We start from the raw sequence: 20946 nt of genomic DNA on the forward strand, positions 1-20946 counted from the left end.
ATAATTCGCAATATAAGGAAAATATGAAATAAAATGTTCTTTTAAAATTGAATATTATGGTATTCTCAATAAACTTAAGATGATATAATTAAATCATAATTTAATATAAAGGGGAGAGTTATATGAACGAAGAAAGATTATTGAAAACAATGATTGAGACTCTTAAGTATGAAGATTATGATAATAAAGAAGAGATGATGACTATACTGAGAAGATCAATGATTTCGTATGACAAAACAAATAAATTTACATCGAAACCATGGCAGTGTTGGGAAAATATTTTACTAAGAGTTCCGATACCAATGCTAAGAAAAGCAAAAGAATATAGAGATGAATTTGAAAGATTGGCGAGATTTGTTTATATTGAAACAAAAGATAACGATTTAAATAGTTTATTTATAAGACCTAAACCAGTAGATCTTGAAATAGATGATACTATTCAGCATGATGTAGTTTTCGACGAAATAAAAGATACTATAATTCAAGGTATAAGAAACGCTAAGTATACAATCTGGGCTGCTGTGGCTTGGTTTACTGATGATGAAATATTTAAAGAGCTATTATTAAGAAAAGATGCTGGAGTAAATATAAGGATTATTACATCTGATGAAGATTCAAATAAGTATATACTAAATAAACTTGAAGATAACTTTGATGTAAAAAAAATACCTTTAAAAGGTGAATATTTTTTTAATAGATTACATGATAAGTTCTGTATAATAGATTTTGAATTTGTAATGCATGGATCATATAATTGGAGTAAATCTGCAGCTTACAATAATGAGACTTTAGCGATAGCTTTAGATAGAGATTTTGTGAAAAAATTTGCAGATGAATTTATGAAATTATATACAGAAAAATAATTTGAGTTAATACCGTATTATTCAATTAAGAATATACGGTATTTTTTATTAAATTTTAGTTCGCAATAGGCAGAAAATCTGAATCAACCTGGCTAGGAAATGAAACGCTAACATGAAAGGAAGTGATATCCCCCATATCACTTTATATAGTATCTCCTAGCCAGAATATAATAATATAATAATTTTCTATTAGGGAGGTAACTATGGATAAAAAAGATTTTAAAAAAGTAGAAAATATATTAAGTAATTACAATACAATAAAAGCAACTATAAAAAATCAATTGTTAGAAATAGAGATTATATCAAAAACATATAAAGGAGCTTCTACAATATCATATGAAGAAAAGACTGGACCTACATATAAAATTACCTCCTCAGTAGAAAATGAACTATTAGAGAAGGAAAGAAAAATAAAAAAATTACAAAAGGAATTACTATCTAATCAAAATATGATTAATATGATAGATAATGCCTTAGATATATTAAGTGATAGTGAAAAGAAATTAGTAAGATTAAGATACTTTAATTTTAATCAACTTAGTTGGGATCAAATAGGCTATAATTTAGGATTTAGTGGAGATTATTGCAGAACAAAATTAAGAAATAAAGTTATTAATCATATGTACTATATGTTATTTATAAATCCATATAAGCAGTTTAAATTTGAAGATTTTTAGAGTTACGGATTTATTATTGTTTTCATTCGTAATGAGTTCACTAAAAAAACGTATATAGATGCTATTATTATATTGTACAAGTTATGATTTTTCACTAACCCCTTATAAGCATTTAGATTAATAAATTGATTAGTCTAAATGCTTTTTATTTTTATAAAAAATATAATTAACTTATATTAAGATTGAGGTGAGAAGATGAAAAAAAGAAATTTACCAATGTATATGAAGTGGGAAGGAAATAGATTAAAATGTGCTTGTTCATTTTTCTCACCTTTATGCAATGGTTATAAATGTGGAAATTGTGAAGAAGAAATTGTTATATATGATCCTTGCCAAGGTATAAATGAATGCATGAAGCATAGCAGCTTTAAAAGAGTTAATGGAGCTTTAAGACAAAAATGAATTACGTTGAACCCATAAGAGATAGTTCAAAAGTTCAAGAGATTGCAAACTATCTAAGAAAATATAGTGAAAGAAACTATATAATGTTTTTAATAGGTATAAACTCAGGTCTTAGAATAAGTGATATTTTAAAGCTTAGGGTAAGAGATATAAAAGGTAAGGAAACTATATGTATACGAGAAAAGAAAACTAAAAAACAAAAGATATTTCCAATGACTCCGATTTTAAAAAGAGAATTAAGGAAGTATTGTGCAGATAAAGATTTAGATGAATTCTTAATAAAATCTCAAAAGGGATATAATAATCCAATTGGTAGAAAGCAAGCTTATACAATTCTTAGAGAAACTGGTGAGATATTTGGATTATTTAACTTAGGAACTCATACATTAAGAAAAACATTTGGATATCATTTTTATATGCAATATAAAGATATAGTCACTCTTCAGAAAATATTTAATCATTCAGATCCATCAATAACATTACATTATATTGGTGTTGAACAAAGTCATATTAATAGAATGATTAAAGGTTTTAAAATCTATTAAATGTAACATAAAAGAATAAGGTGTCATTTATTTTTTAATATGCCTTTAAACATTGATTATATAAAGCATAAAGCAAATATAGTAAAAGCCACACAATATGTATTATGAGGTATTATTGATTAAATATATTATAAAATTAGAAAAGGAAAGAATGTAATGACTATTAGATTTAAAAGATATATAGTTGATGAAGAAACAAATAAGTTCTATAAAACTTATAAGTGGAAAAGGAAAAGAGAAGAAGCTCTTCTTAGAGATAACTATGAATGTCAGATATGTAAGAAGGAAGGCAGGTTTCATCCTGCTGAATGTGTTCATCATAAAAAGGAACTTAAACATTATCCTGAATTAGCTTTAGATATAAACAATCTTGTAAGCCTTTGTAATAGATGCCATAACCTGATACATGATAAGCATTTAAATAGAACTAAAAAGAAAAAATTCAGTAATGAAGAACGTTGGTAGTAAGCCCCCCTTCTAAAAAAATCCATTATTTTAAAACCTGTATCGGTCGGGTAATGATAGAGACAACGGAACTTTTTTTAAAATTCGCATGAGGGGGGTATGCACCCTTTAAAAAAAGGGTGCAAAATTTATTTTTATTTTAAGAAATGAGGTGGTGAAAATGAATGAAAAGGAAAGTTTAATAATTCGTGAAAATGCTTATAAAGACTACGTTTCGGGGAAAAAGTATTCTGAAATAGCAGACAAATATAATGTATCTATAAATACAATTAAGTCGTGGAAAAGGAGGTTTAATTGGCAACGCAACTTGCACACAAAAAAGGGTGCAAAATCAAAAAGTGTGCAAGAATTGGGAAATAAACTTTATGATGAAATTAAAGAAGATTTATTAAAGCAACTAGAATCAAATGAAACCTATGGAAAACACTATGAGGATTTAGTAAATGACTATATGGCATTGTGGATTATTAAAAATAGGCTTATAGAAGATGTAAATGAGCGTGGTGTTTCTGTAGAATGGAAAAATGGAAAGCAAACAGGAAAGAAAAAGAATGATAGTATTTCAGAATTAAATAAAACAAGTGCTCAAATGCTTAAAATTTTAAATGATTTAGGATTAAGACCATCTTTCAAGGATGGTGATGGAGATTATGATCTTTAATAAATATATTGATGAATATATCAATCTTATTGAAAGTGGTACATTGAAAAGTTGTAATGATATAAAAAGTAGCATTAAATTAGTTAAAGAAAAATTATCACAGCCTAATGTATTCATAGATAATGAGAAAATTGAAAAAGCTGTAACTAAGATAGAGGAATATTTTAAATATAAATTATTTCCTTGGGAAAAATTTGTTATAGGATTAATACATTGTTTTTATGATGATGGCACTCTAGTTTGGACTACCTTTTTAATAATGATGGGTAGAGGAAATGGTAAAAATGGTTTTATAAGTGGTGTTGCATGGTATCTAACAACTGAATTTCATGGATTACCTAAGTATAATGTTGATATAGTTGCTAATTCAGAGGATCAAGCAGAAACAAGTTTCAATGATGTATATGAAATTATAGATGATAATAAAAAATTAAAAAGAGCTTTCTATTATACGAAAGAAAAAATAGTTTTTAAAAAAACTAGATCATATATAAAATATAGAACATCAAATGCTAAAACAAAAGATGGTTTAAGACCAGCTTGTATAATTTTTGATGAAATACATGAATATGAAGATTATAAAAATATAAATGTATTTAAATCAGCTTTAGGTAAAAAGCCTAATTCAAGAACTTTTATGATAACAACTAATGGAGAAGTTAGAGGCGGAGTTTTAGATGATTATTTAGAGCTTTCTGATAATATATTGAAAGGTGAAAATAAAACAACTAGAATGTTACCACTATTATTTAGATTAGATTCTAATGAAGAAGTGCATAACAAAGAAATGTGGGAAAAAGCTAATCCATCATTGAGATATTTAAAAGATCTTCAAATAGAAATGGAAGAAGAATATAATGATATGGAATTTCAGCCACAAACTGCACTAACTTTTATGACTAAAAGAATGAATAGACCAGCACAAGATTCTTATACAGTAGTTGCAGAATGGGAAAAGATTAGAGCTACAGATCAAGAGATTCCAGAATTAGAAGGATGTTCTTGTATTGGTGGGGTTGACTATGCAAGTATTAGGGATTTTGTTGGATGTGGATTACTATTTAAATATGGTGAAAAACGTATTTGGATTCATCATACTTTTATATGTCATAAAGCTTTGAAGATACCAGGAAGAAAAATAAAATTTGATATAGAGTTAGCAAAAAGAAAAGGAGTATGTACTGTTCTTAGAGAAGATACAATAGACCCTAAATATATAGCTGAATGGTTTTTAGAAAAAGCCAGTAAATATAACATATTGGATATTGTTGCTGATAGATATAGACGCTCTTTACTTGCAAGTGCTTTTCAAGAAGTTGGACTTCCATTAAGTGATGTAGGTAATGGATATCTTACACATAATAAACTAGCTCCACTTATAGAGCAGCTATTTGCAAATGAAAATATTATATTTGGTGATGATCCTATGATGCGTTGGTATACAAATAACGTTTATGTAGATACAGATAAAAAAGAAAATAAAAGTTATAAAAAGATTGAGCCTAAGTTAAGAAAAACTGATGGCTTTTTTGCTTTTATTCATGCTTTATCTAAAGATGAAGATATTCCACAAAGTGTTTGTGAAACAATAACCTATGGCTGTTATGAATATTAAAGGAGGTGATTACAATAGGGATAAGAAGTTTTTTTAGTAGTTTGTTTAGTTCTGAAATGAAAGGTGAAGCTATAACAAGTAATATAAAAGCAGAATTATTTTATAAAGAATATGCAATTCAGTCTTGTATATCTATTATGGCCAAGGCTTTAGTGTTATCAGAATTTGAAACTTTTGAAAAAGGTAAAAAAGTTAAGAAAAATAATTATTATGCCTTTAACATTCAACCTAACAAAAATCAAAATGCAACTGAATTTTGGATTGAAGTTATTTCAAAACTTGTATATGAAAACGAATGTTTAATAGTTCAATTAGATAATGATTTTTATGTTGCTGATTCTTTTAGTCAAACAAAGTATGTATATTATGAAGATTTATATAAAAATGTTGTAGTAAGAGATTTACCTTTAAATAAGATCTTTAAAGAATCTGAAGTAGCATATTTAAAATTTAATGATGCAAATATTAAATCGTTAATAGATGGATTATACAAAGATTATAGTCAGTTATTAGGTATTTCAATGTCAGCTTATAGAAAAGCTAATGGTAGAAAAGGAATTTTAGGTATAAATGGTCAAGCTCCATTACAAGGTCCAGCAAAAGAAGCATTTGATAAATTAATGCAAGAAGATTTTAAAAAGTATCTTGATGCAGATAGTGCTGTTTTACCTTTATCAAATAACTACAAATTTGAAGAAAGTAAAAATATAAATACAAAAGATAGTAGAGATATCAGAGCCGTAATAGATGATATTATTGATTTTGTTTCTTCAGCATTTCATATACCTACTGGAATTGTAAAAGGTAATGTAGCTGGTGTAGAAGGACAAACAGATAATTTTTTAATGTTTTGTATAAATCCAATTGCAACTCTTATTACATCTGAATTTAATAGAAAAGTCTATAGTAAATTAGAGTTTTTAAATGGAACTTATGTAAAAGTAAATACACAAAAAATTAGAAATGTAGATTTAGAAAAATTATCAAAGTCAGCTGATTTACTATTTAGAATAGGAGTAAACTCTGTTGATGATAATTTAGAACTTATAGGAAGAGAACCATTAAAAGAAAAGTGGTCTATGGAACATTATGTTACAAAGAATTATCAATCTGTAGTTGATATAAATGCGAAAGGGGGTGAAGCTAATGGAGCAAAGAACAGTAAATCTTGAATTTAGAAATGCAAATTTAGAAGAAAGAAAATTAGAAGGTTATGCAGCAATATTTTCAGATGATTATACTAAGTTATCTGATAGATGGGGTGATACTTTTTATGAAAAAGTTTCTCCAGGAGCATTTTTAAAAACTCTTGCTGATAAAACAAGAGATAAGTTTATGTTGATAAATCATGATTGGAACAAGGTTGTAGGTAGAACAAATTCAAATTTAACCTTAGAGGAAGATAGTCAAGGATTAAGATTTGAATTAAATGTACCTAATACAAGTGATGGTAATGACTTATTAGAAAATGTAAGACTTGGATTAATTCGTGGTTGTTCATTTGGGTTTAATATAGTGAATCAAAAAACTCGTTGGGATGATGATTGGAATTTCTATAGAGATATAACAGAAGTAGATTTATTTGAAGTTACAGCAACACCACTACCAGCATATGAAGATACAGAAATAAACTGTCGTTCAGAACTTTCAGATATATCAATTAAAGAACTGAGAGAAAAAGTAATTAATGAAAATAAGTCTGATACAAGTCAAAAAGAAAACTCAATAAATGAAAAAAGAAGTGCTGAAATTATTTCAGCTTTTTTTAATGCATTTAAATAAGAAAGGAAGATTATAAAAAATGAATAACTTAGATAATACACAACAAAACATGGAAGAAATAAGAGCACAAGTTGCTGAAGCATTACAAGGAAATGATAATGAAAAAATAACAGAGTCTTTAGTAAGAATGGCTAAAGGTATTCAAGATAATATATTAAAAGAAGCTAGACAAGAAGCAAGAGCTATGATGAATAATGAAATTAATGATAGAAGTGTTTTAAATAAAAGGGGCATAAACTCTTTAACTTCTGAAGAAAGAAAATATTATAATGCAGTAATCGAAAAAAGAGGATTTACTGATTTAACTGTAACTCTACCAACTACAGTATTTGATAGAGTTTTTGAAGATTTAGAGCAAAATCATCCATTGTTAGCAGAAATAGATTTTCAAAATACTACTGCAGTAGTAGAATGGGTTACAAGAAAATCAAATTGTGTAGCTGCTTGGTGGGGACAATTAACAGATCCAATAAAGAAAGAATTAGAAAATGGATTTGCTAAAACAAAGACAGATACTTATAAATTATCAGCCTTTATGCCAGTTTCAAAAGCTATGCTTGATTTAGGTCCTGAATGGTTAGATAGATTTGTTAGAACTGTATTAAGTGAATCTGTTTCAATAGCTTTAGAATTAGCAATAGTTGCAGGTACAGGAAAAGACCAACCTATTGGAATGATGAAGAATTTAAAAGGTGCTGTTGTAGAACAAGTTTATCCTGATAAAGATGCTACAGCATTATCTGATTTAACACCTGCAACATTAGGTAAAAGTATAATGGCTCCATTAACTAAGAATGGAACTAGAGCAGTACCTTCTGTTCTAATAATAGTTAATCCATTGGATTATTGGGAAAAAATATTCTCAGCAACTACATTTTTAACTCAACAAGGAACTTATGTATTTGGAATTATGCCTATACCATCTAAAATAATTCAATCTGTAGCAGTACCAAAAGGTAAATTAGTTGCTGGAATGGGTAAAGATTACTTTATGGGTATTGGTTCAGCTCAAAAAATAGAATTTTCAGATGAATATAAATTCTTAGAAGATGAAAGAACTTACTTAGTAAAGCAATACGGAAATGGATACCCAAAAGATAATGATTCATTCTTAGTATTTGATATATCAAATTTAAGCACAGATGCTCCGAAATCAGCTAAAGGGAAATAAATAGATCATGTTAAAAGAGTTAAAAGAACGCTTAGGAATAACATGGGATGATAAAGATTCTGAATTAATTAGAAGTATAGAAGCAGGAAAAGAATATTTAGAAGGAATTGCTGGAACTACTCTTGATTTTGAGAGTAGTTCTTTTAATAAATTGTTGTTATTTGAATATTGCAGATATACTTACAATAATGCTATTGAATATTTTGAAGTTAATTTTAACAGTCAACTAGTTCAATTACAAATAAGAAGTTTGGTGAAGAAAGATGTTTAAAGAGTTTAATGAAAGAAAAAAAGATTTATTAAAAATATTTGATAGAAAAATTAAAATTGCACTAATTGAGGATGTCATAAAAAATGGAAGACGTGTAGGTGAAGAAAAAAAAGAATTTGCACTATGCTATTCAAGAGTAAGAGAATTATATTCAACAGAGTTTTATTCGGCTATGCATGAAGGGCTTAAAGATACGCTAGTATTTGAATTAAGATACTTTAAAAAACTTGAAGAATTAAGAAGCGAAGAAAATAGAAAAAGAGTTAGAATTTATTTTGATAATAAAGAATATAAGCTTTATAAAATTGATTTTTTGAATGATTCAAGAGAGTTTGTTTTATTAAAAGCAAATAGGAGCAATTAATGGATATAAAAATAGATTTTGAAGGTTTGGATGAGCTTATAAAAACTTGTGAAGAGTTAGGGACTGAAAAGGAGCTTGAAGATACAAATAAAAAAATTCTTAAAGAGTGTGGAGATTTAGCTTATAAAACAGTAAAATCTCTTATTCATAGGAGTAAAGATAATAGCAAAAGTGGACCACAACATAAAGGAGGTCCTAGATTAGTGCCTCCAGGTCATGCTGCTGATAATGTTCCTCAACCTAAATTTAAGAAAATTAAAGGTAGGCAATATGTAATTATTGGTTGGGATAAAAGCGATAACAGTGAATACTGGTACATGAAAATAGAAGAATGGGGATCTAGTCAAAGACCACCACATCATAGTTTTGGTAAAGTTAATAAGATATTACGTAAGCAATACGATAATATTGCAAAAAAACAATATGAAAACTTAATAAAAAAATTAGAAAGATAGGAGGTAAGAATTACGGAAGAATTAGATATTATAGCATTAGTTAGTGAAATATTATCTAGTTTAAATGTAGATGTTATAGAAGGTTGGTATGATAAAGAACTTAATAAGACACATATAACGGTACATGAGTATTTGGATCAAGAAGAAGAATTTCAAGATGATGAAGCTAGTATGCTAGAACATAATATACAAATTGATGTTTGGAGTATGGATTCGTTAGAAGCTTATACTCTAAAAAAAGAAATAAGAAAATTATTAAAAGATAATGGGTTTAAATATGAAAGTGGTCAAGATTTTTATGAAAAAGACACTAAAATTTATCATAAAGCTTTACGCTTTACATATTTACAACAGTTGTAAGGAGGGGAATTAATGCCTGAAAAAACAGTATTGAAAACAAGAAGAAAAGCTCTTAAAGATATTTTTATAGCAGTTGTAACAGAAAATAATGCAACTAGCTATAAAGCAGAAACGCCTATTAAATTAGGAAGATCTATTAGTGCAAAGGTAACAGTTAAGAAAAGTGTAGAGAAAACTAGAAGTGATGATAGTGTAGAAGAAGTTATAGAAAGTGATGAAGGAACAGAAATAGAATTTGATGTTAATAAATTAAGCATGGAACAAAAGGCTATACTTAGAGGTGCTAAATTAATTAATGGAATGTTAGTTTACAATAAAGATGATCAAGCTAAAGAGGTTGCTATTGGATGGAGAGCTAAAAATACAAACGGTAAATATGAATTTGTATGGCATTATTGTGGTAAATTCAATGGTGGTTGGACAGAAGATTATGAAACAGAACAAGATAAAATTAAAACACAAACTGCTAAAATGAAAGGTACATTCTATGCAAGAGAAAAAGATGGAAATACTCATGTGGAAGTTGATGAATCTTATTTAATAGATTCTAATTCAGATGCTAAGAGTGCTATTGAATCTTGGTTTACTCAAGTACCAGAGCCATTAGCAGAGAAATAGCAGAAGGTAGAATTATCTGCCTTCTTTTTATATTGAAAGGAGAGAAAAACAATGGATATTACTGTTAAAGGGAAAAAGTATGAAAGTGGGAAAATGCATAGAAAAAAATATAGTGATTTTATAAAAGTTAGAAATAAGTTAAATGAAAAAGAAATATTCGATGATTCTGATTTAGATGATATGGTATCTGCAATCGTAAAGGTATTTGATAATAAATTTACAGAAGATGATGTAAATGAGGATATGGAAGTAAGTGATATTATATTTAATTTTAGTGCTATAGATTTTGAAGTAGCTACAAAAGTTAATAAGAAAGTTGAAAAAATTACAAAGGGTTTTACGAATGGCAAGAAATAGAAATTGATAATCTATCTATTAATTGCCACTACTTAGATAAATTTACTGTTAAAAACTATGTAGACTTTATAAAACTATCTAAAAAATATGAAAATGATGATATTGATCTATGTTATAACATCGTTTCTAATATTTTTTTAAATTTAAGTAGAAATGAATTAATGCAATTAGAAGTATTCGATTTATTTGAAACTTATATTTTTATTAGAAAGTATGTAAATAAAATACAAGATAGAATAAGAGAAATATTTATAGGAAATGAAGAAATAAAAATTGAAAAAAGTGCATTTGATGATTATGACAAAAAAAATGGATATTTAGATGAGGAATTAGAAGAAGAAAATATTTACGATAATTACTTAAACGTAATAAATAATATAATACAATACTCTATTAAAAACTTTAAAAATAGTTTAGAAGCAACTTTAAACATGGATATCTTTGATTTATTAGATTACATAGAATTTAGTATAAATCAAAGAAGTGAGGAGGAGATAGAAGAATAGAAAGGAGGATTATATATGGCAGCTAATGTTAAGATTGGTGCTAATAGTAGTGATTTTCAAAAGCAAATGCGACAGATGACACAAGAATTAAAGAAAGTTAGTTCTAGCTTTAATGTTGCAAATACGCAAGCTAAATTGTTTGGTAATGGTACAGATGTACTTAAAAGTAAACAAGCTGAACTCACTGCAAAAATGAAAATACAAAATAAAATGATAGAAACTCAAGTTACTAATATTAAGAAATTAAATAGTGACTTAGATAAACAAAAATCACGTCAAAAAGAATTAGCAAACAAAATAGAATCTACAACTAAAAAATACAAAGATAGTTGTGAGGCAACTAGTAAGAATAGTAAAGAATCTAAAGAGTTAGCTAAGGAGCTTAAAGGATTAAAAGAAGATTATGCACAAAATAATAAAGCAATAGAGACTAACACTACTAAACTTAACAATGCAGAAACTAAGCTTAATAACAGTAAGAAAGCACTACTAGAAAATAAAAAAGCATTAGAAGAAGTTAATAAAGAGTTAGGACAAAGTAAATTAGATAAGTTTACAAAGAGTGTAGAAAAAGCTGGTGAAAAAGCTGGGAAAATATCTGAAAAGATGAAACCAGCTAGTATTGCAATAACTGGACTTGGAACTGCGGCAGGATATGCAGAAATGAAATTTCAAGATGGAGTTGCTAATATTAATACATTATTAGATGATCAAAGTCATCTTGATGGATATAAGAATAAAGTTATAGAAGTTTCTAATGATACAGGTAAAAGTTTAGAAGATATAACAGATGGTATGTACACTTGTATTTCTTCTATTGGAGACGGTGGAGAAGAAACCGCAAGAATATTTGAAACTATGGCTAAGAGTGCTAAAGCTGGTGGAGCAGAAACAAATGATGCAGTTGCTTTAATTAGTGCTGGTATGAAAGGATATAACAAGATAAATAATGAAACAGCTAAACAAATTTCTGACTTAGCATTCCAAACAGCTAAACTTGGAGTAACAACATTCCCAGAAATGGCATCAAGCATGAAACCTTTATTTCCTTTAAGTTCTACATTAAATATTAGTATGCAAGAACTATTTGGATCTATGGCGACTTTAACAGGAGTAACAGGTAATACTGCTGAAGTAAGTACACAGATGAAAGCAGTATTTAGTAACTTAATAAAACCAACTACGGATATGCAAAAGCTAATAAAGAAATATGGTTATAGTAATGGACAAGCAATGATAAAATCTAAAGGTCTTACTGGAGTTTTAAAAATTCTACAAAAAGAAACTGGTGGACAATCTGACAAATTAGGTAAATTATTTAGTAGTACAGAAGCACTTACAGCAGTTACAGCTCTTACTGGAATACAATTCAATAGCTTTAAGGATAAAACAAAAGCTATGAATAATGCTTTAGGTTCTACAGATAAAGCTTTAGAGAAAATTAATACTACTACTGGTAATGATTTAAGGACTTCTTTGAATATGGCTAAGAATAGTTTAGTTGGATTTGGAGAAGTATTAGCACCTTTTATTTCTCTAGGGGCTAAGGCATTGAGTACATTAACAAAAGGACTACAAGATATGTCTGGATGGCAAAAGAATTTAGTAGTTGGTTTTGGAGCAACATTTGTAGGAACAAATTTACTATTAGGTGGTTTTGCTAAATTATCTAAAGGTTTAAAAGACAATATAAAATTTGCCAAAGACACAGCAAAAGCATTTAAGAATGGTGCTGGTAAATTAAAAGACTTTGCTAAAGCAACAAAAGAAGGTACTAGCATAATTGGTAAATTTAATAAAGTTATTTTGAATAGTGTAAAAAGTGTTGGTAAATTTGCAGTTAGTTTAGTTAAGTCAGCTGTAAAAGGTGTAGTGGAATTTGGTAAATGTATTTTATTAGTAGTTAAAGAATTAGGAAAATTAACATTATCTTTAATTAAAAATACAGCTATATTAATTAAAAATGGAGTAGTATGGACAGCTAGTAAAGTTAAAATGTTAGCTTATAAAACAGCTCAATTAGCAGTAACAGCAGCGACAAAGGCAATGACAGTAGCACAAAAAGCACTTAATTTAGCTATGAGAATGAATCCAATAGGATTAGTTATAACAATTTTACTTGCTTTGGCTGCTACATTTATAACACTTTATAATAAATGCGAATGGTTTAGAAATGGAGTAAATAAAGTATGGGCAGGAGTTAAATCTGTATTTAAAGGCTTTGCTAACTTTTTCAAAGGTTCATTTAGCCATGATTGGACTAGAACATTTGGACTTTTAGGAGTTCCTATAAATTCTTTTCTAGGTACAGTTAAAGCAATTTTTAATGGTGTTAGAGGTGTATTTAACGGACTTATAACTTTCTTTAAAGGAGTATTTACTGGTAATTGGAGACAAGCATTTCAAGGATTAGCCGATATAGTTAAGTCTATTTTTGGTGCAATTGCTGGAATTATTAAAGCTCCAATTAATGCAGCAATAAGTGGTATTAATGCAGCTATTAGAGGTGTAAATACATTAAGTTTTGATGTTCCAAGTTGGGTACCTGGAATTGGAGGATCACATTTTGGAATCAACTTACCAACTATACCAGCACTTGCAGAAGGTGGAATAGTTACTAAGGCTACAATGGCTCTAGTAGGAGAAGGAAAAGAACATGAAGCAGTTATACCATTATCTAAATTAGATAAAATAGTTACTAGAAGTGTAGAAAAAGTTCTTAATACTAATAAGGAGAATAAAGATAATAAACATAATAATATTTTTGAAATTATAGTACCTATTGATGGTAAACCTATTGCTAAAGTAGTTATAGATTCTATGGGAAATATACTAGATGGAAATGCAAATAGTAGATCAGTAATAAGAGGGGGTGGAATAAATAAAACTAGATTTAATATTTAATAATAAAAGATTAAAAAAAGATTTTGGAGTAAGTATGATTAGTCGTTCCCCTTACATCTATTCTTCTAAAAATAAAAATATAATTAATAGACTTTGTGGTGATGGAGATTTATACGAAGATTTAGAAGGTAGGAAGGATATTACAATACCAGTTGAATGTAACTTTATAGCTGATAATCCTAAAGAAGTTTTTAGAAGAATTACACATTGGTTAAATAATATAGAAGATAATAAGCTTATATTTACAGATGATCCTAGATGGTTTTATAAAGTTGTTGATATAGAAATAGGAACAATGGATATTAAATTAAAAAGAAAAGGTGAATTTACTATTAATTTCATTTGTAGGGGTTGGCAATACTTTGAAGATGGAGATAATTTTATAAATATAGAAAATGGAGATATGCTTTACAATGAATATGATAAAGCTAAGCCATTAATATATTTAGAAGGTAATGGAGAAATAGCTGTTAATATAAACGGCAATATATTTACTGTAATGGTTAAAGATTATCTTTATATAGATAGTGAATTAGAGATAGCATATAGAGAAAAAACAGATTGTTTAAATATAGAAACTGGAGATTATCCTGTGTTAGAATATGGAGAAAATAACATAAGTTTTAGTGGTAATCTTAGTAAGGTAGAAATTAAACCAAGGTGGAGGGAGGTGTAATAGTTGCAATATTATAAAATAGATAACTATAATTTTTCTAAGAATGGAGATATAAAATTACAACCTATAGACGGTAAATTAAGATTAGAATTAAATACTGGACTTAATGAAATAGAATTTGAATTACCTTATGATAAAGAAAAAAGATGGACTAGAATAGAAGAATGGGGAGTAATTAAAGTACAAGTATTCTATTCTAAAAATAAACAATTATATAGAATTTATAACATAGATAAAGGTATGTTTAGCTTAAAGATAAAAGCAAGACATATCTTTTTTGATTTAGTAAAACATAATTTATTAGATACCAGAGCAGTAGATTGCAATGGACAACAAGCTTTAGATAGGATATTAGAAGGTACTAAGTATAAAGGACATTCTGATATAAATAGAATTAATACTTGTTATTTTTGTGTTACTAATATAGTACAAGCTATAAATGGAGATAATGATAATACATTTAGAAACCGTTGGGGTGGAGAAATTTTATTCGATAATTTTAACATCTATATAAATAATAGAATAGGTGGAAACTATGGAGTAAGAGTTAATTATAGTAGAAATATGGAAGATGTTAATTTAGTTATAGATAGGGATAATATTGTAACTAGAGCATATCCTAGAGCTTTCGATGGCATAATGTTACCTGAAAAGTATATAGATAGCCCACTTATAAATAAATATCCAATAATATGTGAAAACTATATTGATATGAGTGATTTAAAGCTTAAAGATTCTAATACTTCTGATGATGAAGGATTCGATACAGAGGAAGAATTGTTTAATGCTATGAGAGAAAGAATGAAAAAACTTTATGAAGGTGGATTGGATAAACCTTCTATAAGTGGTAATGTTAAAGTGGCTATGCTAGAAAATAGTATAGAGTATAAAGACTTTAAAGGCTTAGTTAACATTGGAATTGGAGATACAGTAATAGTTAAACATAAAGATATAGACATAGATATGAAAACTAGAGCTATTGCTATTGATTGGAACTTAATTACCAAGAAATATGAAAATGTAGAGTTTGGTGATGTAGAAGTAAATTACTTTGCTAAACAAGATATAGCAAGAGAACAATTAGATAACATATTAAATCAAAATGGTACTATTAATCCTTCTATGTTAGAAGGTGTTATGAATGCTACAAAAACTAAATTTAAAGCACTTAGAGATGTAGCACAACCACAACACGTTAGAGCAATGTTATTTGAGGATAGGATTGAGGGTAGTAAAACTTATGGAGCTATGGCAATAGGAAGCATGGGTTTTATGATAGCATCTGAAAGAACATTAGATGATAAGGACTGGAATTGGAGAACGTTTGGAAGCGGACAAGGATTTGTAGCTGATTGTATAACTGCAGGAGTATTAAATGCTGATTTAATTAGGGCAGGAATATTAACAGCAATAAAAATACAAAATTACGATGGGAGCTTTAAGTTAGATTTATCTAGCACTGGTGGAACATCTTTTTACAATGATAATAAATTAGCCATGAGAATAGAAAATAACTCTTTAAATTTATACAATTGGGCTAAGGATGGAGATTATATAGGAGCATTAACATCTTTAATAAAAGGTGATGATGCAAATAAACCTTTAATAGCACTTGTCAATGATGTAGATAGTGCATTAAGTATTTCATATAGAAATGGAAAAGATTCGATTATATATTCACCTTATATAAGATTCGATAAATATAATATAATGAGTAATAAAGCAAAAGCACCTATTAAAATTTTTGAAGATGTTGAAATGTATACGAATAAAATTTATAATGCTAATCTAGTTAATTGTGATTTAAATGCAGATAAACTACAGGCGTTTAGAGTTGGAGGAGAATTAATAGGATATTTTAATAATGGAAGATTGTCAGTTATGAAGGATTTGCAAGTACTAGGTAATAAAAACTGTATACAAGAAACTAAAAATTATGGGAAAGTACCTTTTTATTCTAATGAGGACATAAATTCTCTTTTAACTAAAACACCAGTAGATGAAGTTTATAAAACAACATTACAATCTAACGGTAGCTACAAATGTATAGTTAAAATAAATGAACTACTAAAAGAATGTATAAATACTACAGAATCTTATAATGTTTGGATTAGTAAACTTGGGTTTGGAGATTACAAAGTTAAAACTTATCCTGGTTATTTTGTTATTGAAAGTGATAGAGAAATGGAATTTAAATATAAATTAGAAGGTAAAAGAAAAGGATTTGAAGATAAAAATGAAACATTAATTAATTAAAAGAAGTTATATTTTATAGCTTCTTTTTTATTTAGAAAGGAGGTATTTAATGAAAGAACTATATGAAAAATTAAAAGTAGTTGATATTGATGAAGATGAACTTATAGAGCTATATGCAATGGAAGGTGATACAGCTAGATGCATTAATTTTAAATTTAAGAATGGAGCTAATATAATTGATTTAACTGACTGTAAAGTAAGAATTAATGCGAGTACTTCTAGATGCAATATAGTTTTTAATGACTTAACTATAGTAGACAGTAAAAGAGGAATAGCACAGTTAAAATTAACTACTGCTTTATTAACTCCAGGAGTTACAGAATATCAATTAGAAATTACTGGTCAACAAGGTGAATTAAAACCTAAAATAATGAGATTAAATGTTGCTCCTAGATTAAATAATGATGGTGCTATTGAAGGTTCTAATGAATTTATAGCTTTTAAAGAAGCATTAAAGACAATGGATCAATACGATGGTAAGTTAGTAGAGTTTCAAGAAACATTAAATTCTGAAAAAGAAAAAATAGAGGAAAGTTTAATAAATCTAAATAATACAGCTATAAAGAAAACAAATAAGCTTGATAATTGCGATTTAGCTCCTAAAAAATTAATAGATTTTGATACTGGAGTTCAAGCGGATTTAATGTTTTATGTTGATGATAGTAGAAATCAACAAGGATTGACATATGCATTAGACCATTTTTATATTGGATTTGATGTTGGCTCTAATCAAGGAGATATAGTTAAATATACTAAAAGTGGTGTTAAAGTTGATTCAACTGGAAACATTGGAATAGGTCATGCAGCAGGATTAGGATTTAGAGAATCTAATGGGAGAATATATGTAGCAAATGGTGGAGGTTCTAACCCAACTCATGTTTATGAAGTAGATTTCAATAATAAAAGAGTTACTAGAGATATAAATTTAGAGAAATACGGAACTTCTGCATTATTAGCAATAGACAACGATAATGACAGACTTATTCTTCATACTTCTCCAAGAGGGGATAATGGAGAAATAATATTTAATATATTAGATTTTAATGGTAATTCTTTAGCTAATCAATTTAAAATTGCTAATCAAGGAGTTCCTCAAGGTCTTGAATATTATAATGGAATTCTTTATTACTATACTAATAATAAAATTACTTGTATCAATATAGAAAGTCATGAAATATTAGGACATTTTAGTGTGAAAAAAGCAGGTGAAAGTGAAGGTATAACATTAGTAAAAGATGGAGCTACTCCTTATCTTGCAGTTGGATATAATGGAAGCAACAGAATTTATTCAATAAGAACAAATGAAGCACAAAACTTTGTCACTCCCAGTTTATATAATGCTATTTATCGTAATTCTGATAGCTCTAAATGCCTTGTTCCTAAAATTCTTGCATTCACATTAAAGCAACTTAATAGTGATCCTTCTACTAATCAATGGATATTTGAGAACTGGGATAATGGTTCAGGTCAGTCACTTAAGAGTTTGTTCGAAAGTGAACCTGTTACTCAGAAAGATAATGATCAGATAAACCTAACTCTAAAAACACCATTTTATAGTGTAGCCTCATTCTTCGGAATACCTGATTGGGACTTAGTTAGAGAAGGAGTATCTGTTTGTTTTGATATAAACGGAGATGGTAAGACTATAAGGATAGCATTTCGTAGAAATAATACTTGGCTAAAACTTAGTGAATTACCTAGAAACTCAGATGTAAGATGCTTGATAGTAGGGGGAGTAGATATAAATTATTAGAAAGGAGCAATTAAATGAGAGAAATATTTATAGATGTTGTAAATGGCTCTGATAGTACAATAAAAGTAACACAAAATGATAATTTAACAGGATCATATAAATTAATTATCACAGAAAATAAAAAAAGGCTAGATTTAACAGATAAAAATATTAAATTTGCCTTTGTTAAAAGTGATAGCCATCTTGGAGATATTATAGATGATTTAAGAGTAACTAATGCAGCACAAGGAGAAATAGATTTTCCTATTACCAATCGAATAACTAAAATAGATGGTCTATATTCTTGTGGAATTGCAATATATAATTCTACTGGCTATTTAGAGCATACTGGTACATTTAATTTATATGTTAGAGAAAATATATTTGATAAAGTTAGTGGAGAACTATTAGAAAATAGTGCTTATAAAGAGTTAATTTCTTTATTAGATAAAGCTACAAATTTAAATAATGACCTTAATCCTTTAGTAACTAATGGTACTGCATTAAAAGTTTCATTGGAAAATGATATAAACCAAGCCAGTAACTTAAAGAATGATTTAGAAACTAATACTAATAGAGCTACTACAATAGATGATACTTTAGTTAAAAATACAGCTACTGCAGAAGAAAAAAATACAACACTTAATAATAGTTTGGAAGAAGCTAAAAAATATATAAATGGATTAGACGGTAGCCAAAACATACCTCAAATTCGTATGGATTTAGATACATTACAGAATGGACTTAAGAGCAATCAAGAGTTAGCCTATCAAGGTACTAATCTAAAATGTGAAAATACGCTAGATGGAAGAATAGAAGACATAGTTTTAGAGGGTATGACTTATCAGAATTGCATTAAATCTGGTTGGAAATCATGTGAAAATTTACCAAATAACTATGTTTTTAGTGATGGCATAATGACGATAACTGGGACTAGTGCATATATAACCCTTTTCTTTAAAGACTTTATTTTCAAACCGAATACCACTTATACTGTTATAACTAATATACTAGAAATAACAATGACAAGTAGTGATTTTGTTTTATTAATGGTTGGTGAGGGAGATGGTCCTGGAAAATTAAATTCTACCATAAATCCACCTACAAAAACTGGGTTATATGTAGATACTTTCACTACCCCAGATGCAGAAATTTCTACAGTGCAAAGTTATACACGTCCGTCAGCTAATGGGAAAATGATAAAAATAGCTGATTTATTAGTTTTAGAGGGAGATTACAAAAATAAATATATTCAACCTTACTTTGAAGGTATAAAAAGTGCAGGTGAAAAAGAAAATAAAATTAATATTTTAAGTAGTGGTAAAAATTTATGGAACGAAAAAATTAAAAGTAACGAATTTCACAAAATATTTATTCCTAAAGGTACTAAGGTTATTTTTACTTGTAAAAAAATGATATTCCAGATAATATAAGGTACTACGATGAAAATAAAAATTTAATAGATTATTGGAGTCTTATAGATTTAAATAATGGATATGGTAAATCATTTACAATTTCCAATGATTCTTACTATTTTAAATTAGATTTCGAAAAAGAAAAATCACAATTAGTAATAAGCAATGTTGAAATACCATTTGAACCTTATAAATATGATAAAAGAGAACTTAAGTTACCATTTTCAGATGGTTTAAAAGGCTTACCAAACGGAGCTAAAGACCTGATATACAACAAAGATGATGGTTGTTATGTAAGAAAAAATATAGGTTTAACAACTTTAAAAGGAGTAGAAAATTATACTATTTATAAATATGATGCTTCACAAGAAACAATTATGTTTTTTACAAGAATAAATAGAATGAAATCTTATTCAAAAATTATAAATAATAAATTTGTACAATATTTCACAGGATTAGGTAGTGTAGATTATGAAGGATGTTTTACGGATGAAGATTTCAATTTTAGAATTAAAAAAGAAAAATTAGAAACTCCAGATGTAGAAGGATTAAAGAAATGGCTATCTCAAAATCCAGTTACAGTTTACTATGAGTTAGCTGAACCAATAGAAACTAAAATATCTGATACTAAGTTATCTTTAGATACTTACAACGCTTTAACTTATGTATTTTCTAATAATGCTATAAGTCCAAATATTAAGTTAAAAGTAGCAAGTAATTTAGGAAGTATAATACAACAAAATGCTAAGTCTATTAATGATATATATAAGTTATTAGATGAAATTTTAATACCACAAATAACTACAAATACAGCTGATATAGCAATATTAAAATTAAAATAAAAGAAAGAA

At 27.7% G+C, this 20946-nt stretch carries 23 protein-coding genes; all 23 read left to right on the plus strand.

The window, feature by feature from the left end; genetic code table 11:
- Nucleotides 1-122 precede the first annotated feature (122 nt).
- The 23 genes from AC4FQW_RS02525 to AC4FQW_RS02635 all read left to right on the plus strand — a co-directional run bounded on the left by AC4FQW_RS02525 (nt 123) and on the right by AC4FQW_RS02635 (nt 20937).
- Nucleotides 123-863, plus strand: a complete 741-nt coding sequence (locus tag AC4FQW_RS02525) for a phospholipase D-like domain-containing protein (protein ID WP_491147035.1) — start codon at nt 123-125, stop codon at nt 861-863.
- 203 nt (nt 864-1066) lie between these two features.
- Nucleotides 1067-1540: a DUF722 domain-containing protein gene (locus AC4FQW_RS02530; RefSeq protein WP_491147036.1), complete on the plus strand. Its 474-nt coding sequence runs from the start codon at nt 1067-1069 to the stop codon at nt 1538-1540.
- A 195-nt stretch (nt 1541-1735) separates the two neighbouring features.
- Nucleotides 1736-1942, plus strand: coding sequence for a hypothetical protein (locus tag AC4FQW_RS02535; RefSeq protein WP_024615829.1), 207 nt, complete (start codon nt 1736-1738; stop codon nt 1940-1942).
- Entirely contained in the window at nt 1939-2487 is a 549-nt protein-coding gene (locus AC4FQW_RS02540) for a site-specific integrase (RefSeq protein ID WP_491147038.1), read from the plus strand. Before AC4FQW_RS02535 ends, AC4FQW_RS02540 begins: the two co-directional genes overlap by 4 nt.
- A 156-nt stretch (nt 2488-2643) precedes the next feature.
- Entirely contained in the window at nt 2644-2952 is a 309-nt protein-coding gene (locus AC4FQW_RS02545; protein ID WP_491147040.1) for an HNH endonuclease, read from the plus strand.
- 160 nt (nt 2953-3112) lie between these two features.
- Complete coding sequence (locus AC4FQW_RS02550) at nt 3113-3613, plus strand: P27 family phage terminase small subunit (RefSeq protein WP_491147042.1); 501 nt, start codon at nt 3113-3115, stop codon at nt 3611-3613.
- Nucleotides 3603-5228, plus strand: coding sequence for a terminase large subunit domain-containing protein (locus AC4FQW_RS02555; RefSeq protein WP_491147043.1), 1626 nt, complete (start codon nt 3603-3605; stop codon nt 5226-5228). Before AC4FQW_RS02550 ends, AC4FQW_RS02555 begins: the two co-directional genes overlap by 11 nt.
- A gap of 41 nt (nt 5229-5269) precedes the next feature.
- Nucleotides 5270-6400: a phage portal protein gene (locus AC4FQW_RS02560; RefSeq protein ID WP_491147045.1), complete on the plus strand. Its 1131-nt coding sequence runs from the start codon at nt 5270-5272 to the stop codon at nt 6398-6400.
- Nucleotides 6375-7010, plus strand: a complete 636-nt coding sequence (locus tag AC4FQW_RS02565) for an HK97 family phage prohead protease (RefSeq protein WP_491147047.1) — start codon at nt 6375-6377, stop codon at nt 7008-7010. The genes AC4FQW_RS02560 and AC4FQW_RS02565 overlap by 26 nt, the downstream gene beginning before the upstream one ends.
- A gap of 19 nt (nt 7011-7029) precedes the next feature.
- Nucleotides 7030-8181 (plus strand): phage major capsid protein, encoded by a 1152-nt coding sequence (locus AC4FQW_RS02570; RefSeq protein WP_491147049.1) that lies wholly within the window; start codon nt 7030-7032, stop codon nt 8179-8181.
- Nucleotides 8182-8188: 7 nt separating this feature from the next.
- Complete coding sequence (locus AC4FQW_RS02575) at nt 8189-8452, plus strand: head-tail connector protein (protein ID WP_491147051.1); 264 nt, start codon at nt 8189-8191, stop codon at nt 8450-8452.
- Nucleotides 8445-8816, plus strand: coding sequence for a phage head closure protein (locus tag AC4FQW_RS02580; RefSeq protein WP_491147052.1), 372 nt, complete (start codon nt 8445-8447; stop codon nt 8814-8816). Before AC4FQW_RS02575 ends, AC4FQW_RS02580 begins: the two co-directional genes overlap by 8 nt.
- Complete coding sequence (locus AC4FQW_RS02585) at nt 8816-9271, plus strand: HK97-gp10 family putative phage morphogenesis protein (protein WP_491147054.1); 456 nt, start codon at nt 8816-8818, stop codon at nt 9269-9271. The genes AC4FQW_RS02580 and AC4FQW_RS02585 overlap by 1 nt, the downstream gene beginning before the upstream one ends.
- 132 nt (nt 9272-9403) lie before the next feature.
- Nucleotides 9404-9631, plus strand: coding sequence for a tail completion protein gp17 (gp17, locus tag AC4FQW_RS02590; protein ID WP_491147056.1), 228 nt, complete (start codon nt 9404-9406; stop codon nt 9629-9631).
- A 12-nt stretch (nt 9632-9643) separates the two neighbouring features.
- Entirely contained in the window at nt 9644-10249 is a 606-nt protein-coding gene (locus tag AC4FQW_RS02595) for a major tail protein (RefSeq protein ID WP_491147057.1), read from the plus strand.
- Nucleotides 10250-10300: 51 nt separating this feature from the next.
- Nucleotides 10301-10606, plus strand: coding sequence for a phage tail assembly chaperone G (gene gpG, locus AC4FQW_RS02600; protein WP_491147058.1), 306 nt, complete (start codon nt 10301-10303; stop codon nt 10604-10606).
- Nucleotides 10607-10767: 161 nt separating this feature from the next.
- The gene (locus AC4FQW_RS02605) at nt 10768-11112 is read left to right on the plus strand and encodes a hypothetical protein (RefSeq protein ID WP_491147060.1); all 345 of its coding nucleotides are present in this window, start codon (nt 10768-10770) and stop codon (nt 11110-11112) included.
- Between the two features lie 15 nt (nt 11113-11127).
- Nucleotides 11128-14016, plus strand: coding sequence for a phage tail tape measure protein (locus tag AC4FQW_RS02610; RefSeq protein ID WP_491147062.1), 2889 nt, complete (start codon nt 11128-11130; stop codon nt 14014-14016).
- Between the two features lie 34 nt (nt 14017-14050).
- A complete protein-coding gene (locus tag AC4FQW_RS02615) occupies nt 14051-14692 on the plus strand; it encodes a distal tail protein Dit (protein ID WP_491147063.1) in 642 nt (213 codons plus the stop codon).
- A 3-nt stretch (nt 14693-14695) separates the two neighbouring features.
- On the plus strand, nt 14696-16948 hold the full coding sequence (locus AC4FQW_RS02620) for a phage tail spike protein (protein ID WP_491147065.1): 2253 nt from the start codon (nt 14696-14698) through the stop codon (nt 16946-16948).
- Between the two features lie 49 nt (nt 16949-16997).
- Complete coding sequence (locus AC4FQW_RS02625) at nt 16998-18701, plus strand: hypothetical protein (protein WP_491147067.1); 1704 nt, start codon at nt 16998-17000, stop codon at nt 18699-18701.
- 14 nt (nt 18702-18715) lie between these two features.
- Nucleotides 18716-20113, plus strand: coding sequence for a BppU family phage baseplate upper protein (locus AC4FQW_RS02630; RefSeq protein ID WP_491147069.1), 1398 nt, complete (start codon nt 18716-18718; stop codon nt 20111-20113).
- A gap of 359 nt (nt 20114-20472) precedes the next feature.
- Nucleotides 20473-20937 carry a hypothetical protein gene (locus AC4FQW_RS02635; RefSeq protein WP_491147070.1) on the plus strand — a complete coding sequence of 155 codons (465 nt, stop codon included), beginning with the start codon at nt 20473-20475 and terminating at the stop codon, nt 20935-20937.
- The last annotated feature ends 9 nt before the right edge of the window (nt 20938-20946 follow it).

Source organism: Clostridium sp. TJA085, from assembly GCF_058310235.1.

Excerpts from the sequence above, each read along its gene's own strand:
- AC4FQW_RS02625 (WP_491147067.1), top strand. The coding sequence starts at position 16,998 with ATGAAAGAACTATATGAAAAATTAAAAGTAGTTGATATTGATGAAGAT.
- AC4FQW_RS02550 (WP_491147042.1), top strand. The coding sequence starts at position 3,113 with ATGAATGAAAAGGAAAGTTTAATAATTCGTGAAAATGCTTATAAAGAC.
- AC4FQW_RS02615 (WP_491147063.1), top strand. The coding sequence starts at position 14,051 with ATGATTAGTCGTTCCCCTTACATCTATTCTTCTAAAAATAAAAATATA.
- AC4FQW_RS02630 (WP_491147069.1), top strand. The coding sequence starts at position 18,716 with ATGAGAGAAATATTTATAGATGTTGTAAATGGCTCTGATAGTACAATA.
- AC4FQW_RS02585 (WP_491147054.1), top strand. The coding sequence starts at position 8,816 with ATGGATATAAAAATAGATTTTGAAGGTTTGGATGAGCTTATAAAAACT.
- AC4FQW_RS02540 (WP_491147038.1), top strand. The coding sequence starts at position 1,939 with ATGAATTACGTTGAACCCATAAGAGATAGTTCAAAAGTTCAAGAGATT.
- AC4FQW_RS02580 (WP_491147052.1), top strand. The coding sequence starts at position 8,445 with ATGTTTAAAGAGTTTAATGAAAGAAAAAAAGATTTATTAAAAATATTT.
- gpG (WP_491147058.1), top strand. The coding sequence starts at position 10,301 with ATGGATATTACTGTTAAAGGGAAAAAGTATGAAAGTGGGAAAATGCAT.
- AC4FQW_RS02610 (WP_491147062.1), top strand. The coding sequence starts at position 11,128 with ATGGCAGCTAATGTTAAGATTGGTGCTAATAGTAGTGATTTTCAAAAG.
- AC4FQW_RS02555 (WP_491147043.1), top strand. The coding sequence starts at position 3,603 with ATGATCTTTAATAAATATATTGATGAATATATCAATCTTATTGAAAGT.
- AC4FQW_RS02605 (WP_491147060.1), top strand. The coding sequence starts at position 10,768 with ATGCAATTAGAAGTATTCGATTTATTTGAAACTTATATTTTTATTAGA.
- AC4FQW_RS02565 (WP_491147047.1), top strand. The coding sequence starts at position 6,375 with ATGGAGCAAAGAACAGTAAATCTTGAATTTAGAAATGCAAATTTAGAA.
- AC4FQW_RS02530 (WP_491147036.1), top strand. The coding sequence starts at position 1,067 with ATGGATAAAAAAGATTTTAAAAAAGTAGAAAATATATTAAGTAATTAC.
- AC4FQW_RS02635 (WP_491147070.1), top strand. The coding sequence starts at position 20,473 with ATGTTTTTTACAAGAATAAATAGAATGAAATCTTATTCAAAAATTATA.
- AC4FQW_RS02545 (WP_491147040.1), top strand. The coding sequence starts at position 2,644 with ATGACTATTAGATTTAAAAGATATATAGTTGATGAAGAAACAAATAAG.
- AC4FQW_RS02570 (WP_491147049.1), top strand. The coding sequence starts at position 7,030 with ATGAATAACTTAGATAATACACAACAAAACATGGAAGAAATAAGAGCA.
- AC4FQW_RS02525 (WP_491147035.1), top strand. The coding sequence starts at position 123 with ATGAACGAAGAAAGATTATTGAAAACAATGATTGAGACTCTTAAGTAT.
- AC4FQW_RS02575 (WP_491147051.1), top strand. The coding sequence starts at position 8,189 with ATGTTAAAAGAGTTAAAAGAACGCTTAGGAATAACATGGGATGATAAA.
- AC4FQW_RS02595 (WP_491147057.1), top strand. The coding sequence starts at position 9,644 with ATGCCTGAAAAAACAGTATTGAAAACAAGAAGAAAAGCTCTTAAAGAT.
- AC4FQW_RS02535 (WP_024615829.1), top strand. The coding sequence starts at position 1,736 with ATGAAAAAAAGAAATTTACCAATGTATATGAAGTGGGAAGGAAATAGA.